This window comes from Lacrimispora sp. (assembly GCF_032078915.1).
Taxonomy (GTDB): domain Bacteria; phylum Bacillota; class Clostridia; order Lachnospirales; family Lachnospiraceae; genus Lacrimispora.
On sequence record NZ_DAMAUN010000003.1, the window covers coordinates 91,371 to 106,105 of the forward strand.

A 14,735-nucleotide genomic window follows, 5' to 3' on the forward strand; every position below is an offset into this window, starting at 1 on the left:
CATGAAGGCTGTCTCCCGCGTAAGGATCGTTCCCGTCTTCCGCATTAAGTCTGATAATCCGTGCAGACTACGGCGTATCGTTTTCCGATACGGCTGTTTCAAGAGTGTGCCACGGCATAGCCGCACACTTTACCCGTGCGGGCAGATTAGAAATACTTTTTAGTGCGGCGGCTTCTTCAAGCGGCTCTAGGTCCTGGTCATTTGTTATTTTGCGCTGTATCATCGCGGTAAACAATTCCGCAAGACATTTTGCCTCGGAGAGAGACTTTCCTTTTATCAAGTCAATCATCATTGAGGTTGATGCCTGAGAAATCGCACAGCCTGTGCCGGTAAAGGAAGCGTCCGTGATCCGGCCGTGCTCGATCAGCAATTCGAGTTCTATTTCATCTCCGCAGCTGGGATTTTTCCCTGCCAGACTAACGCTGGCCTGTTCCAGATGACGGCGGTTTCTAGCGGATGTGCTGTGTTCGGTAATGATTTCTGTATAAATCTCATTTAGTTCCAAGTTTCAACACCTCCCTGACCTTGCATATGGATTCAATCAAAACGTCTATATCGTCTTTGGTATTGTAAAAGCATAAGCTGGCCCGGCAAGTAGCGTTCACGTCCATATGCCGCATAAGCGGATGAGCGCAATGATGCCCTGAACGTATCGCCACGCCGTCTGCGCTTAAGATTGTAGAAACATCATGAGGATGTGCTCCGTCAATATTAAAGGAAATGACACCCGTGCGGTCATGGCCGTTTTCCTGACCGTAAATAGTAACATGCGGAACGGAATGAAGCCGTGCAAGCGCATACTCAGTCAGCTCATTTTCAATCCGCCCAATCTGCTCATAACCGATATTTTCCAGATAATCAATTGCTGCGTGCAGGCCGACCGCACCTTCCACATTTTGCGTGCCGCCTTCGAATTTCGCGGGGCCGTCCGTGTAAGTGGTGGTCTGTTCGCTCACATCGTCCACCATCCCGCCGCCCAACAGCAATGGGCGCATGTTGCTCAAATGCTCTTTTTTCGCGTACAATACGCCAATGCCCATGGGAGCATACAGCTTGTGGCCTGAAAATCCCAGAAAATCCACATCCAGTGCTTGCACGTCGACTGGCATATGGGGAATGCCCTGTGCTGCGTCCAGCACGACAACTGCGCCGGCCTCATGCGCCTTTTTGACGATTTCTACAATCGGATTAATGATCCCCAATACGTTGGAAACCTGCGCGACAGCAACGATCCTGGTCCGTGCGGTTATTTTTGCGGCAATCTCTTCCGTCGTCAGCTTCCCGTTTGCATCCGTGTAAAGATATTTAAGCTTAGCGCCTTTTGCTTTTGCCACGGCCTGCCACGGGATTAAATTGCTGTGATGTTCCGCAATGGAGATCAAAATTTCATCGCCTTCCTGGAGGTTATCCATGCCATAAGAACCCGCTATAAGATTGAGGGATTCGGTGGTTCCTTTCGTAAACACGATTTCCTCCGGACTTCCCGCACCTATAAAGCCTGCAACCTTTTCCCGCGCGATTTCATAAGCTTCCGTTGCTTTCTCGCTTAAGGGATATGCCCCGCGGTGGGGGTTGGCGTTGTACTGTTCGTAATAGTTTCTCACGGCTTCAATCACCTGCGCAGGCTTTTGGGTGGTAGCCGCATTATCGAGATAAACCAATCTTTTTCCGTTTTCCGCGCTGTTTTTAAGCAGTGGAAAATCATCTGCGTAGTTAGTCCGCATCTCCCAGCACCTCCTGAATAAATGAGGAAATTTCTTCCTGAAGGCTGTCTGGCTCTATTTTTTCCAAAACAGAATTGAATGACGCCAGCGCAATCAGTTTCCGCGCCTCACTTTTTCTTATCCCGCGGCTCATTAAGTAAAAGAGCTTGTTTTCGTCGAGTTTTCCGGTGGTGGTGGCGTGCTGTCCTTCCACATCATCCTCGCCGCACAAGAGCAGCGGTGCGGAACGGTTGACCGCATCAGAGCCAAGCACCAGTACGCTTTCTTCTTCCCGTCCTTTTGCTTCTGCCGCGCCTGGAAGAAAATCAAGCGTACTTTTTGCCGCTTTGCGCGCCTTGTCCAGCAGCACGCCCCGGACATTTATATTACCCTGCGTGTTTTCCGCCTTGTATTCAATGCGGTAATTAAAATCAAGCTCCCTTTCCCGGTTGACAGCGTAAGCGCCGTCCAAATCAGCGGACGCGCCGTTTCCTGCAAGCTGTATGCTGCAGCTGGAAACGGATTTTTGTGATCCTGCTTCAATCAGGATCACATGTGCGGCTGCCCCTGTATCAACGTTTATCTCTGTCGCGTCAACACTTGTATGATTCTCAGCCAATCGTTGCGCTTTTATCAGTCTGATATTTGCGTCTGCTTTCGCATGAAGCTTTGTGTATCCACAATGGAAACAGTATGCATCCTCGTCCGATGCATACCGCAGAACCACTGTTGCGCTGCTTCCGGCTTCCGCGCTGATGAACAGCTCATCCGACAGCAGAGCGTTGCCGGCACCCAGATGAAAGTCAAGCACAACCGGCTCTTTTGCTGTAAACCCTGCCGGGATCGTAATATGCAGGCGGTAATTGCAAAGCGCCGCCGCATATTCCCGGATATCCCGAAGGATGACGGGAGAAGTATCCGTTACCTCCAATGCGGGTTCAAGGCTGAGCTGAATCCCTGAATATTCCTTTTGCAGTGGATTCCCGCCATAGGCGGGCATTCCGTCAAGATCTATCGTTACGGCTGTATCGTTTATTTTAAGCATGCTCCATGTTGGAATCTGCAGCCTGTTAAGCTTTTCTAGGGTAGTATTCATGCCAACCTCCTTCTAACCGATGCCGCCCTCAAATTCAAGGGCCACCAGCCTGTTCATTTCCACGGCGTATTCCAAAGGAAGCTCCTTTGTTATGGGTTCCACGAAACCACGGACAATCAGCGCCTTGGCTTCATTTTCACCAATCCCCCGTGTCATCAGGTAAAAAACAGTTTCTTCGCTGATTCGCCCGATCTTTGCTTCGTGCCCGATATCCACTTCGTCATTACGTATATCCATCACAGGAATTGTGTCGGAGCGGCTCTCCCGATCCAGCATGAGGGATTCGCAGCTTACACTGGACTTGCTGTTTTTTGCTTCGGGCAATACAGTAACAGCGCTGCGGTAGATGGCCTTCCCGCCGCTTTTGGAGATGGATTTTGACGATACCGTGGATGAAGTATTCGGAGCGGCGTGAATCACTTTCGTGCCAGTATCCAGTTCTTGCCCCGCGGCGGCAAAGGTGATCCCTGTAAACTCACTTCTGGCCCCGTCTCCCCGCAAAATACTGCTGGGATACAGCATGGTGATGTGGGAGCCAAATGTGCCGGAGACCCACTCAATTGCACCGTTTTTTTCCACTGCCGCGCACTTTGAATTGAGGTTCATCATATTTCTCGACCAGTTTTCAATGGTAGAATACCGAAGCGTCGCGTTCTCACCCACATAAAGTTCCACACAGCCAGCGTGCAGATTCAGAGCGTTATACCGCGGCGCGGAACAACCCTCAATGAAATGAAGCCGCGCGCCTTCCTCCAGAATAATCAGAGTATGTTCAAACTGCCCGGCTCCCGGCGCATTAAGCCGGAAATAGGATTGCAGCGGCATATGGACCTCCACATCTTTTGGAACATAGACAAAGGATCCGCCTGACCAGACCGCTCCGTGCAGCGCCGCGAATTTATGTGCAGTGGCGGGAAGAAGTTTCATAAAGTGTTTTTTTACCATATCCTCATACTCATGGAGCGCGGTATCCATATCGGTGTAAATCACGCCCTGCTGGCGCATCTCTTCTTTAATGCTGTGATAAACGACCTCAGAATCATATTGTGCTCCCACGCCGGAGAGAGCCAGTTTTTCCGCTTCAGGGATGCCCAGCCGGTCAAATGTCTGCTTGATTTCTTCGGGAACCTCGTTCCAATTATCCGTCATCGCCATATTTGGGCGGACATAGGTGACGATATGGTTCATATCCAATTCGTGAAGGCTCGGTCCCCAATTTGGAAGAGGAAGCCGTTCATAAACGGCAAGGGATAATAACCGGTGTTCCAGCATCCAGCCCGGTTCGTTTTTTCCGGTGGAAATATCGGTAACGATTTCCGCAGTCAGCCCTTTATCTACCTTATACGCGGCGTTTTCCGGGTTTGCAATGTCATAGGCGTCACGGTTGATTTCCTCAACCTGTGTTTTTTTACGTTCCATCATGTCACCTCCTCGGCCGCTTTGGCAGGTGAGAGAGAAGTGAAGCCGCTGCGATTCACCTCATCAATCAGCGAGGCATCTCCGGTTTTGATAATCTGTCCGTCAATCAAAATGTGTACCATATCAACATTGATATTTTCTAAAATTTTCGTGCTATGGGTGATGATCAGCAGTGCGTTTTCTTCATTTTTATAGCCTCGTACACCCTCAGATACCGTTTTGACAGCGTCAACATCCAGGCCGGAATCTGTTTCATCTAAAATAGCCAGCTTTGGGTGAAGCGCCAGCATCTGCAATATTTCATGTTTCTTCTTTTCTCCGCCTGAAAACCCGACGTTTAAGTACCTTGTGGCGTAACTCTCGTCAAAATCCAGACGCGCCATAAGCTCTTTTAATTCCTTGTGGAAGTCCCAGGCCCGCTCGTTGTTACCGGTAACCGCATACCGGGCCGTGCGCAGAAAGCTTTCCACAGTGATCCCGTCTACTTCCTCAGGATTTTGAAATGTCATAAAGATGCCGCTTCTCGCTCTTTCATCTGTTTTGGTATAGGTGATGTCTTTTCCTTCAAATGCGATGCGGCCTCCCGTCACCGTATAGTCTGGATGTCCCATGATGACACTCGCCAGCGTAGACTTTCCTGCGCCGTTTGGTCCCATGATCACATGGGTCTCACCTGGATTTATTGTTAAATCTACCCCCTTGAGGATTTCGTTATCACCTGCACAAGCCTTTAATTTAGAAATAGTAAGCATGTCTTATTCCTCCTTCCTTTCTATACCTCTTCCGCAGCTGCCGCCTGATTGACAGTCAAACTCACTGATAGGCATACATTCCTTTACTTTTTCAAAAAAATCCAGAATAACCCTTGCGTTGGCATCGCTGAGAGAACAGAAATATTGACACAGCTTTTGGTTGGCTTCACTATGGTATTCCTGATGTTTCAGCCTTGCCTGCTCTCCATCCGCTGTCAGCCTGTAATATTTTTCTTTCTTATTCCCGGGCATTTTATATCCTTCAATCAGTTTCTTTTCTGTCAGTTTTACCGTCATCTGAGTAATCGCGCCTTGCGTAACGCCCATAATTTCCGATAACATACGTGCATTTGCATCGGGATGGTCATATATTGTGTCAATCAGGTTCAGTTCTGCGTGATAAAGCATATTAGACTCGCTATATATTTGAGGGATTCTCTGCTCATCCGTGATCATAGCTATAACTTCAAATAAGTTACCAATTAATTTACATTCCATGTTCTTTTTCCCTCCAATATTTTACGAAACAATGGGTGATTTTGGTTTTAATTGCGAATTTAGTATAGCACCTAAAGAATCTGCTGTCAATATACTTTAGCTACTAAAGAATATTGGCGGATTCTTATCTGATGGGCGAGGGGATGTGCATCTTTTTATTGTTCATTGCTAAACCAGATAGTTACAATGCCTTGGTTGCAGCTTCGATTATATAATCATAATACAAAGCGGTGGAGCTACACGGAAATGATTATATGCGAATTTTAAATCGTGTAATCTTGTGAAAAATGTATTTAAAGAGATAATAAGTTTTATATAAACGAAAAATATGCATAAATAAATAGTGTAAAAATATATAAAATGCACAAAATATTTAAAACGAACATATAATACATAAACGGTCATTTAACGCTCTTGAAAAACTGGTATTCTAATGTTATTATCTACATGTAAAAACAAATACGAACATAATCGATCATAAAACGATCGTAAAAAGTTAAGGAGGATGTTTGGATGAGCAAAGTGGAAGAAATCACAAGGGAAAGCTGGATCATGAGCACGTTTCCTGAATGGGGAACCTGGCTGAATGAAGAAATTGAACATGAGACAGTGGAACCTGGAACAGTGGCTATGTGGTGGCTGGGCTGTACGGGCATGTGGTTTAAAACACCGGGCGGCTGCAACATTACCGTAGATTTGTGGTGCGGCAACGGAAAGCGTTCTCACGGAAACGGAAAGATGGCTGTGGGTCACCAGATGGCAAATATGTGCGGAGCAAGAAAGATGCAGCCTAATTTAAGGGCGGTTCCTTTTGTACTCGATCCGTTTGCTGTTAAGCATGTAGACGCGGTTCTGGCAACCCATTACCACCAGGATCATATGAGCCCGGAATATGCTGCCCATGTGATCCAAAGCAATATAACGACCGTTGATGAGAATGGAAAAGAAATCCCGGTTCCTTTTATCGGCCCTAAGAAATCCGTTGAACTGTGGCAGAAATGGGGGGTTCCGGCGGACCGGTGTATTACGGTAGTGCCCGGAGACAGCATCAGGATAAAGGATATTGAAATTGTGGCACTGGATTCCTTTGACAGGACCTGCCTTGTAACAACGGATTCCACCGGCCCGGACCGGGAGGAGCTGACAGGAAAGTGTCCCATGGATATGGATGATAAGGCGGTAAATTATCTGATCAAAACACCTGGCGGAAATATTTATCACAGCGGCGATTCCCATTACTCCATTTACTTTGCAAAACACGGAAAGGATTATGACATTGATGTTGCTTTTGGTTCTTATGGAGAAAATCCGGTAGGAATGGCAGATAAGATGACCTCTTGTGATATCCTCCGCATGGCTGAAGCCCTAAGATGTAAGGTGGTAATCCCCATTCATTATGATGTTTGGACCAATTTCATGGCGGATGTGAATGAAATCAGGGTACTCTATCATATGAAGAAGGATCGGCTGGATTATAAGTTTCATCCGTTTTTCTGGGAAGTAGGCGGAAAATATGTTTATCCCAGAGACAAGGACAAGCTGGCTTATCACCATGAAAGAGGCTTTGAGGATTGCTTTGAAGCACCTCAGAATATTCCGTTCCGTTCACTTTTGTAATCAGGAAAAGGAGAAAACATGCTGAGAGATTTTGTGGAGAAGAAACATTATAAATTTGCCAGAGAAGCAAAGGATTGGGAGGATGCAGTTCGGATGAGCTGTGAATGTCTGGAAGAGGACGGGACAGTCGAAGAGAATTATAAGGAAGAGATCATTGCCTGTATTAAAAAATACGGCCCTTATATCATCATTTTACCGGACATTGCAATGCCTCATTCCCAGGAGGGGGCAGAAGGCGTACATAAGACCACAATCGCCTTCATGAAACTGGACAAGCCGGTCAGCTTTGACGCAGAGGACCCGGAAAAGGATGCGCAGCTTTTCTTTACCCTGGCATCCTGTAATCCGGACCAGCATTTAAATAATATGAGCCGTTTATCGGAGCTGCTGGGCAATGAGGAAGTGATCGCCGAACTGAAAAAAGCCAAAGATTCAGAAGATTTACTGAGAATACAGGAACGATATTTGGATTAGGGAGAAGGGGGTAATGCTATGGATATTTTATTGAAGGTATGGACTTTTTTTGCCACAAACGTATTACAGCAGCCGGCATTTATGATTGGCTTGATCGTTATGATTGGTTACATCTTGCTGAGGAAACCGTGGTATGATATACTTGCTGGGACTTTAAAAGCGATCGTGGGTTATTTGATCTTAATGGTTGGTTCCGGCGGATTGGTTAACAACTTCCGGCCGGTATTGGTAGGCTTAAAAGACAGGTTCCAGATGAATGCCATGGTGATTGATCCGTATTTTGGTCAGAATGCAGTTACGGCCGGCGTTGAGGAAGTGTTTGGAAAAGGATTTGGTGATGCGATGATTCTGTTGTTCATTGCATTTATTGTCAATATTCTTCTTGTGCGTTTTTCAAAATACACCAAGCTCCGGGCACTGTTTACCACCGGCAATGTACAGGTCCAGCAGGCTGCTACCGCATACTGGCTGATCATGTTTGCCTGTCCGTTCCTGTTAAATGGAAGAGTTGCCATGCTTGTGGTAATGGCCCTTCTTTTAGGAGCTTACTGGGCAGTAGGATCAAACCTGACAATCAAGCCGTGCCAGGAGGTTACGGACGGTGCCGGCTTCTGTCTGGCTCATCAGCAGATGTTCGGTGTCGCACTCAGCTACTATCTTGCAGGCAAGCTCTTTGGGAAAGAAAACAAGAAAAACAATGGAAAAGAAATCAGGAAGATTGAAGATATCGAGCTGCCAGGATTTATGTCCATCTTTAATGACAATATGGTCTGTACTTCCATCTTAATGGTTATCTTCTTCGGAGCGATCCTCTGTATCCTTGGCCGGGATTATCTGGTTGAAGGACAGTTTATGAAAGAGGGAGCCAGCATGTTCTTCTATGTCATTCAAACCTGTTTATATTTTGCGGTTTATCTGGCAATTCTGCAATTAGGTGTGCGTACCTTTGTGGCGGAGCTGACCGCTTCGTTCCAGGGAATTGCAGACAGAATTCTCCCCGGCTCTGTTCCGGGAGTGGACTGTGCCGTAATCTTTGGATTTGGTGCGGCCAATGCCGTGACCCTGGGATTCTTATCAGGCTTTGTCGGACAGATTCTGGCTATTGTTGCGCTGATTCTGTTAAAGAGTCCGGTGCTTGTTATATGCGGTTTCGTTCCGGTGTTCTTTGATAACGCTACCATCGGTGTTTTTGCAAATGAAAAGGGCGGATTTAAGGCAGCCCTGATTCTTCCCTTCTTCTCCGGCTTATGCCAGGTATTCGGATCTGCATTTATTGCAGGCTGGGTAGGCATGGCAGCCTATGGCGGATACTTGGGAATGTGGGACTGGGCGGTCGTATGGCCGGTATTTACCGTGGTCATGAAATATTTAAGCTACATTGGTATTGGAATCGTACTGGTTGCACTCCTTGCCATTCCGCAGATCCAGTATTGGAAGGATAAAAAGGGCTATTTCCTTATGACAGAGGATTATGAAGCGTATAAAGAATTGAAAGCAAATAAAGAGTAAATGAGATTAAGGAGGATTTTCTCGTGGCTGGTAAAAATTTAAGCTTTTTGGTGTGTTGCGCAAATGGGGCAGGCTCAAGCCTGATGGCACAGATGACCTTGGAAAAAGTGCTGAAGAAGCATAATATCAAACCGACAAAGGTGCATCATTGCGCTCTTTCAGAAGGAAAAGGATCGGCTCCTCAGTACGACGTGGTGGTTTGTGCACAGAACTTTAAAGACATGTTTGCAGATGCTGAGAAAAAAGGCATTAAGATCGTTGGACTTAAGAATGTGATGTCTGCTCCGGAGATTGAAACCAAATTAAAAGAGCAGGGGATCATTCAGGAAGGTTAATGAATATAATTCTCGTCTGCCGGTGTTTTTCCCCGGCAGACGGTATCCAATAAACGGTGGATCGAAACAGTAATCAAATATTGATAAAAGTGCAGGTGAGCCTATGAAAAGAGAATACGCCCTTGTGGAGGAGAGAAGAGAGCATATATTGGATATCGTAAGAAACAGTCCCAAGGTATCCGTGAACAGCTTGGCAGAACAATGCGGGATTTCTGTGATAACAGTCCGAAGAGATCTGCAGTATCTGGAAGACAGAAAGCTTTTAAAACGCTGTCATGGCGGCGCTATTCCCATTGAAAAGGGCCCTGCGCAGGCAAATGAAATATTACTTTACAGACGGCTGATTGCCAGCTATGCTGCAACGTTGGTAGATGATAATGATACGCTGTTTATTAACACCAGCAGCACTGCCCTGCAGATACTGGAATCTATCAAGAGCAGGAATGTGACGGTCATAACCAACAATGGAAAAGCGATTAACAGTGAACATGGAGCCGGGGTAAATATCATTCTCACCGGCGGCGAGCTCCGCTACCCGAAAGAAGCCATGGTAGGAGATCTTGCGGTCAGGAATCTTCAGAACATCTATGCAAAAAAGGCATTTATGGGGTGTTCCGGTATTTCCGTTATGTCCGGAATGACGACCGAGATCATGAATGAGGTATGTTTAAACGAATTAATGATCGAACACACAAGAAGCGAGCTGTATATCCTGGCCGACCATACAAAGATAGGAAAGAACAGCAGCTTTTCAAGCTGCAGCATAGGCAAAGTTCAGCATTTGATTACGGATGAAAAGGCGCCTAAAGAAATTTTAAAAGAATTTAAGGAGGCTGGAGTGCAGATCCACCAGGTGAAAAAAGGAGGTTTTTAATGAAAACCTATACGCTTGGATTGTATGAAAAGTCAATGCCGGCTGAATTAAGCTGGAAAGAAAAGCTGGAAGCCGCAAAGAGCGCCGGTTTTGATTTCCTGGAAATGAGTATAGACGAAACTGAGGAGAAACTGGAACGTCTGGAAATGACTGAAAAGGAACGTCTGGAACTGATAAAACTGACAAAGGATGCAGGCATTCCCATCGGTACCATGTGTTTAAGCGGACACCGGAAGTATCCCCTGGGAAGCCATGACCCGGAAGTCAAGAAAAAAAGCATGGAAATCATGAGCAAGGCCATAGAACTGGCATCGGATCTGGGGATCAGGATCATCCAACTGGCCGGATACGATGTGTACTATGAAGAATCTGATGAAGAAACCAGGCGGTATTTTACTGACAACCTAAAAAAGGCTGCCGAAATGGCCGCGTCTGCCGGTGTGGTACTTGCATTTGAAACCATGGAGACCGGATTCATGAATACAGTGGAAAAAGCCATGAAATATGTGAAGCAGGTTTCCTCTGTCTACTTAAATGTTTACCCTGATATAGGGAATATAACAAATGCTGCGTTCACCAATGGAACGGACGTATTAGAGGACTTAAAGCTTGGAAGCGGACGGCTTGCCGCCATGCATTTAAAAGAGACGAAACCAGGCATATTCCGTGAGGTTCCTTACGGCGAGGGCCATGTGGACTTTAAAAAGGCCATTGAGACCGCATGGAAGCTTGGAGTCAGAATCTATGTGGCGGAATTCTGGTATACGGGAAATCCCTCCTGGAAGGAAGATCTGGTTGCGGCAAATCTTAAAATGTCCGGAATATTAAGGGAGCAGGAATGAAAGGGAGTAAATAAATGAAGATTGAAAAAAAGGTGATGGGAAATTTAACGAAATGCTATTCCATAGCCCCCCTTCGTTACAAAGGAACCGATCACATCCTGGTTGCGGCGGAAAAAGTCGACCGCTGCCTGCTGTTTGACGCAGAAGGCAATTTAGAAGACACCATTTGGACAGAGCCTGGCGGTGCAATGACCATGGTTCAGGTTCCGGGTACGGACGGACAGTTTCTGGCAACTCAAAAATTCTATTCTCCCAATGATTCCCAGGAAGCAAAAATTGTCATAGTGACCCCTGATGAACAAAAGGGCTGGGAGGTAAAGACCTTAGTGGATTTGCCCTTTGTCCACCGGTTTCATATTGTGGAACGGAACGGCACCCACTATTTGATTGCATGTACCTTAAAGTCAGGCCATGAATTTAAAGATGACTGGTCCGTACCGGGAAAGGTATACGGGGCGGTCCTGCCTGAAGATTTAAGCGGATTTAACCATGAGCATCAGCTTCCGCTGAAGGTGATTAAGGATAACATGCTGAAAAACCATGGATATTATAAGGTAGAAGATGGGGGTCTCCAGACCAGCGTTATATCCTCTGACAGCGGCGTATACCAGTTTATTCCGCCGGAGCAGCCCTCTGGGGAATGGGAGATCCGCCGGCTGATAAACGAGGCGGCAAGTGATGCGGTGCTGGTGGATTTTGACGAGGACGGAGAGAAAGAATTAGCCACGATTTCCCCATTTCACGGGGATAAAATCAGCATCTGGAAAAAAACAGACGGGGAATACCGGGAGGTCTATATTTATGATCAGCCGGCTGAATTCAACCATGCCATTTTCGGAGGGATGCTGTGCGGCAAGCCGGCCCTGGTCATCGGACACCGGCAGGGAGAACGTGATCTTCTGGTATTTACCTATGATCCCCTGCAGAAATCCTATGAAGCACAGATCATAGACCGAAATTGCGGTCCTGCTAACGTATACAAGTATACAAATAATGGAAAAGAGATCATCATATCCACCAATCATGGAATCGATGAAATTGCCATGTATACACTTACACCATAGGAGGTGAAACATGTTAGAAGACTTAAAGCAGCTTGTTTACGAAGCCAATATGGAACTGCCTAAGTACGGACTTGTCACCTTTACCTGGGGCAATGTCAGCGCCATAGACCGTGAACGAGGCATGTTTGTCATTAAACCCAGCGGTGTAGAGTATAACGAGCTTAAGCCGGAAGATATGGTGGTTATGGATTTAGAGGGCAGAAAGGTGGAAGGAAGATATAACCCTTCCTCTGATACTGCCACCCATCTGGAACTTTATAAGGCATTCCAGGAGATCGGCGGGATCGTGCACACCCATTCTTCCTGGGCAACCAGCTGGGCCCAGTCCGGACGGGGGATCCCCTGCTATGGCACTACCCATGCGGATTATATATACGGAGAAGTTCCCTGCCTCCGCTGCCTGACAAAAGAAGAGATTGAGGAAGGGTATGAGAAAAACACGGGACTCCTGATTGCGGACTATTTTAAGGACAAAGAGTATATGGCTGTACCGGCCTGCCTCTGTAAAAACCACGGTCCTTTCACCTGGGGGAAGGATCCCAAAGAGGCTGTGCATAACGCGGTGGTTTTAGAAGAGGTAGCCAAAATGGCTTTCCGGTGTGAACAGATCAATCCGGATGTCAAGCCTGCACCACAGGAGCTGCAGGATAAGCATTATTTAAGAAAGCATGGGACCAATGCATATTATGGTCAAACGAATGGGGAGAATAAAAGATAGATTTTTTAGACAAAGTAAATGAGGGGATATCAGAAAGCTTTTTTTAATAAGCTGTCATAAGGGAGGGAGAAATCTCTCCGGTATATGTAAAAGCCTGCCTTCCTAAGCGGAAAGGTGGGCTTGTATTTATAAGGAAGCCGTTACCTAAGAAAGGTAATTCTTCATAGTTTTTAATGCATTTTTTTCCAGGCGGCTTACCTGTGCCTGACTGATATGGATTTCTTCTGCTACCTCGGTCTGCGTCTTTCCTTCAAAAAAACGCATGTCAATGATATGGCGCTCCCTTTCAGGAAGGCGTCTCATGGCTTCGTTTAAGGAGATGTCCTCTACCCAGTTTTCCTCTAAGTTCTTTTTGTCACTGATCTGGTCCATGACAAAAAGAGGATCACCGCCGTCAGAATAGACCGGCTCATAAAGGCTGACTGGGCTTTGAATGGCATCAAGAGCATAGGTGATGTCTTCTTTGCTGACTCCGATCTCATCGGCGATTTCCATCAGGGTAGGTTCCTTTAAGTTTTTCTTCATTAAATTTTCTTTTGCATAGATTGCCTTATAAGCGGTATCACGCAGGGACCGGCTGACACGGATAGAATTATTATCCCGAAGATAACGCCGTACTTCGCCCAGAATCATGGGTACCGCATAGGTGGAGAACCGGACGTTCTGCGTAATATCGAAATTATCTATGGCTTTGATTAAACCGATGCATCCGATCTGAAATAAGTCGTCAACGTTTTCATTGCTGCCGGAAAAACGTTGTATGACACTGAGAACCAGTCTTAAGTTTCCCTTGATGTAATCTTCTCTGGCCTTTTTATCTCCATCAAGAATCCGTTTGAACAGAACTTCCTTCTCTTCGTTATTAAGAAGAGGAAGTTTGGAAGTATTGACACCACAAATCTCTACTTTGTATCCAGACATATCTTTCCCTCCGCATCATTCATTATTCTCATACAGAAATGATGTACTCAATCGAGGGCTTTTATACGATAGCCGGATCAAAATTATTTTCCAGTTTTTAGGGCATTATTAATCCTGCTTATTTTTTTCATATAGAACCAGCAATCCCTTTAATAGCAGAGCCTCGTCATAATGAATTTTATGATAACAAAGCGGGACGACAGAGGAAGCCAGGCCTCCGGTCGCCACAAGGCTTGCTAAAGTCCCAATTTCTTCCTCCATACGGTCGATGACACCGTCGATCATGGCGGCATTGCCGTAAAGGATTCCGTTTTTCATGCAGTCAATGGTATTTTTGCCGATCACCCTGGTCGGTTTGTTTAAACCGATATAAGGGAGCTGGGCGGCCCGGCTGCTTAAGGAATCCAGGGAGACTCTAAGGCCGGGGAATATAATGCCGCCGGAGTAGTTTCCGTTCCGGTCAATGACGGACATGGTAGTGGCAGTTCCCATGTCAACGATGATGATGGGAGTCTGATATTCCTTTAAAGCAGCTACCGCATTCACGATTAAATCGCTGCCAACGGTCTTTGGGTTGTCCATCTTGATGTTGAGTCCGGTCTTCATTCCGGAGCCGACCACCATGGGTGTCTTACCTGTTATTTTTTTAACAGCACACACGACCACATCCGTAAGAGGAGGAACAACCGAAGACAGGATCGCCCCTTCTATGGATGAGAGGGGCATGTTGTGAATTTCCATAATATCTTTTATATTAACCGCATATTCCAGCTCTGTTTTTCCGTGATTGGTAGTAACTCGCTCTACAAAGTAAATGCCGGTATTGTCGATGCCGCCTATGACAATATTGCTGTTTCCCATATCAATTGCCAAAATCATAAAGGGAACTCCTTTCCAACTTTTTTTTCTTGTG

At 46.3% G+C, this 14,735-nt stretch carries 16 protein-coding genes; 8 read left to right on the plus strand and 8 right to left on the minus strand.

Translation table 11 applies throughout. The annotated features are described in order from the left end of the window. Positions 1–67: 67 nt before the first annotated feature. The 6 genes from sufU to RT269_RS02435 are packed head-to-tail and all read right to left on the minus strand — an operon-like array spanning position 68 to position 5,468. On the minus strand, positions 68–505 hold the full coding sequence (sufU, locus tag RT269_RS02410; protein WP_313180402.1) for a Fe-S cluster assembly sulfur transfer protein SufU: 438 nt from the start codon (positions 503–505) through the stop codon (positions 68–70). After that, a complete protein-coding gene (locus RT269_RS02415) occupies positions 492–1,724 on the minus strand; it encodes a cysteine desulfurase (protein WP_313180403.1) in 1,233 nt (410 codons plus the stop codon). The genes sufU and RT269_RS02415 overlap by 14 nt, the downstream gene beginning before the upstream one ends. Beyond that, the gene (sufD, locus tag RT269_RS02420; RefSeq protein WP_313180404.1) at positions 1,714–2,799 is read right to left on the minus strand and encodes a Fe-S cluster assembly protein SufD; all 1,086 of its coding nucleotides are present in this window, start codon (positions 2,797–2,799) and stop codon (positions 1,714–1,716) included. Before sufD ends, RT269_RS02415 begins: the two co-directional genes overlap by 11 nt. Before the next feature lie 12 nt (positions 2,800–2,811). Next, on the minus strand, positions 2,812–4,218 hold the full coding sequence (sufB, locus tag RT269_RS02425; RefSeq protein WP_334308536.1) for a Fe-S cluster assembly protein SufB: 1,407 nt from the start codon (positions 4,216–4,218) through the stop codon (positions 2,812–2,814). Next, a complete protein-coding gene (sufC, locus tag RT269_RS02430; protein WP_313180406.1) occupies positions 4,218–4,970 on the minus strand; it encodes a Fe-S cluster assembly ATPase SufC in 753 nt (250 codons plus the stop codon). The genes sufB and sufC overlap by 1 nt, the downstream gene beginning before the upstream one ends. 3 nt (positions 4,971–4,973) lie before the next feature. Then, positions 4,974–5,468 carry a MarR family winged helix-turn-helix transcriptional regulator gene (locus tag RT269_RS02435; RefSeq protein ID WP_313180407.1) on the minus strand — a complete coding sequence of 165 codons (495 nt, stop codon included), beginning with the start codon at positions 5,466–5,468 and terminating at the stop codon, positions 4,974–4,976. A gap of 513 nt (positions 5,469–5,981) precedes the next feature. Here RT269_RS02435 and ulaG point away from each other — a divergent pair. The 8 genes from ulaG to RT269_RS02475 all read left to right on the plus strand — a co-directional run bounded on the left by ulaG (position 5,982) and on the right by RT269_RS02475 (position 12,901). Next, entirely contained in the window at positions 5,982–7,085 is a 1,104-nt protein-coding gene (ulaG, locus tag RT269_RS02440; RefSeq protein WP_313180408.1) for an L-ascorbate 6-phosphate lactonase, read from the plus strand. 18 nt (positions 7,086–7,103) lie between these two features. After that, on the plus strand, positions 7,104–7,559 hold the full coding sequence (locus RT269_RS02445) for a PTS sugar transporter subunit IIA (RefSeq protein ID WP_313180409.1): 456 nt from the start codon (positions 7,104–7,106) through the stop codon (positions 7,557–7,559). Between the two features lie 18 nt (positions 7,560–7,577). Continuing rightward, positions 7,578–9,068: a PTS ascorbate transporter subunit IIC gene (locus tag RT269_RS02450; RefSeq protein WP_313180410.1), complete on the plus strand. Its 1,491-nt coding sequence runs from the start codon at positions 7,578–7,580 to the stop codon at positions 9,066–9,068. Between the two features lie 23 nt (positions 9,069–9,091). Beyond that, positions 9,092–9,403 (plus strand): PTS sugar transporter subunit IIB, encoded by a 312-nt coding sequence (locus RT269_RS02455; protein WP_100304261.1) that lies wholly within the window; start codon positions 9,092–9,094, stop codon positions 9,401–9,403. 103 nt (positions 9,404–9,506) lie between these two features. Then, the gene (locus RT269_RS02460) at positions 9,507–10,277 is read left to right on the plus strand and encodes a DeoR/GlpR family DNA-binding transcription regulator (protein WP_313180411.1); all 771 of its coding nucleotides are present in this window, start codon (positions 9,507–9,509) and stop codon (positions 10,275–10,277) included. Next, on the plus strand, positions 10,277–11,119 hold the full coding sequence (locus RT269_RS02465) for an L-ribulose-5-phosphate 3-epimerase (RefSeq protein WP_313180412.1): 843 nt from the start codon (positions 10,277–10,279) through the stop codon (positions 11,117–11,119). Before RT269_RS02460 ends, RT269_RS02465 begins: the two co-directional genes overlap by 1 nt. A 14-nt stretch (positions 11,120–11,133) precedes the next feature. Next, the gene (locus RT269_RS02470) at positions 11,134–12,183 is read left to right on the plus strand and encodes a hypothetical protein (RefSeq protein ID WP_313180413.1); all 1,050 of its coding nucleotides are present in this window, start codon (positions 11,134–11,136) and stop codon (positions 12,181–12,183) included. 10 nt (positions 12,184–12,193) lie between these two features. Next, positions 12,194–12,901, plus strand: a complete 708-nt coding sequence (locus RT269_RS02475; RefSeq protein ID WP_313180414.1) for an L-ribulose-5-phosphate 4-epimerase — start codon at positions 12,194–12,196, stop codon at positions 12,899–12,901. A 144-nt stretch (positions 12,902–13,045) separates the two neighbouring features. On the opposite strand, the gene sigG is transcribed toward RT269_RS02475, so the two are convergent. Both sigG and RT269_RS02485 read right to left on the minus strand, forming a co-directional pair. Further along, positions 13,046–13,822: an RNA polymerase sporulation sigma factor SigG gene (sigG, locus tag RT269_RS02480; protein ID WP_025233499.1), complete on the minus strand. Its 777-nt coding sequence runs from the start codon at positions 13,820–13,822 to the stop codon at positions 13,046–13,048. 108 nt (positions 13,823–13,930) lie between these two features. Beyond that, a complete protein-coding gene (locus tag RT269_RS02485) occupies positions 13,931–14,701 on the minus strand; it encodes a type III pantothenate kinase (RefSeq protein WP_313180415.1) in 771 nt (256 codons plus the stop codon). Between the last annotated feature and the right edge of the window lie 34 nt (positions 14,702–14,735).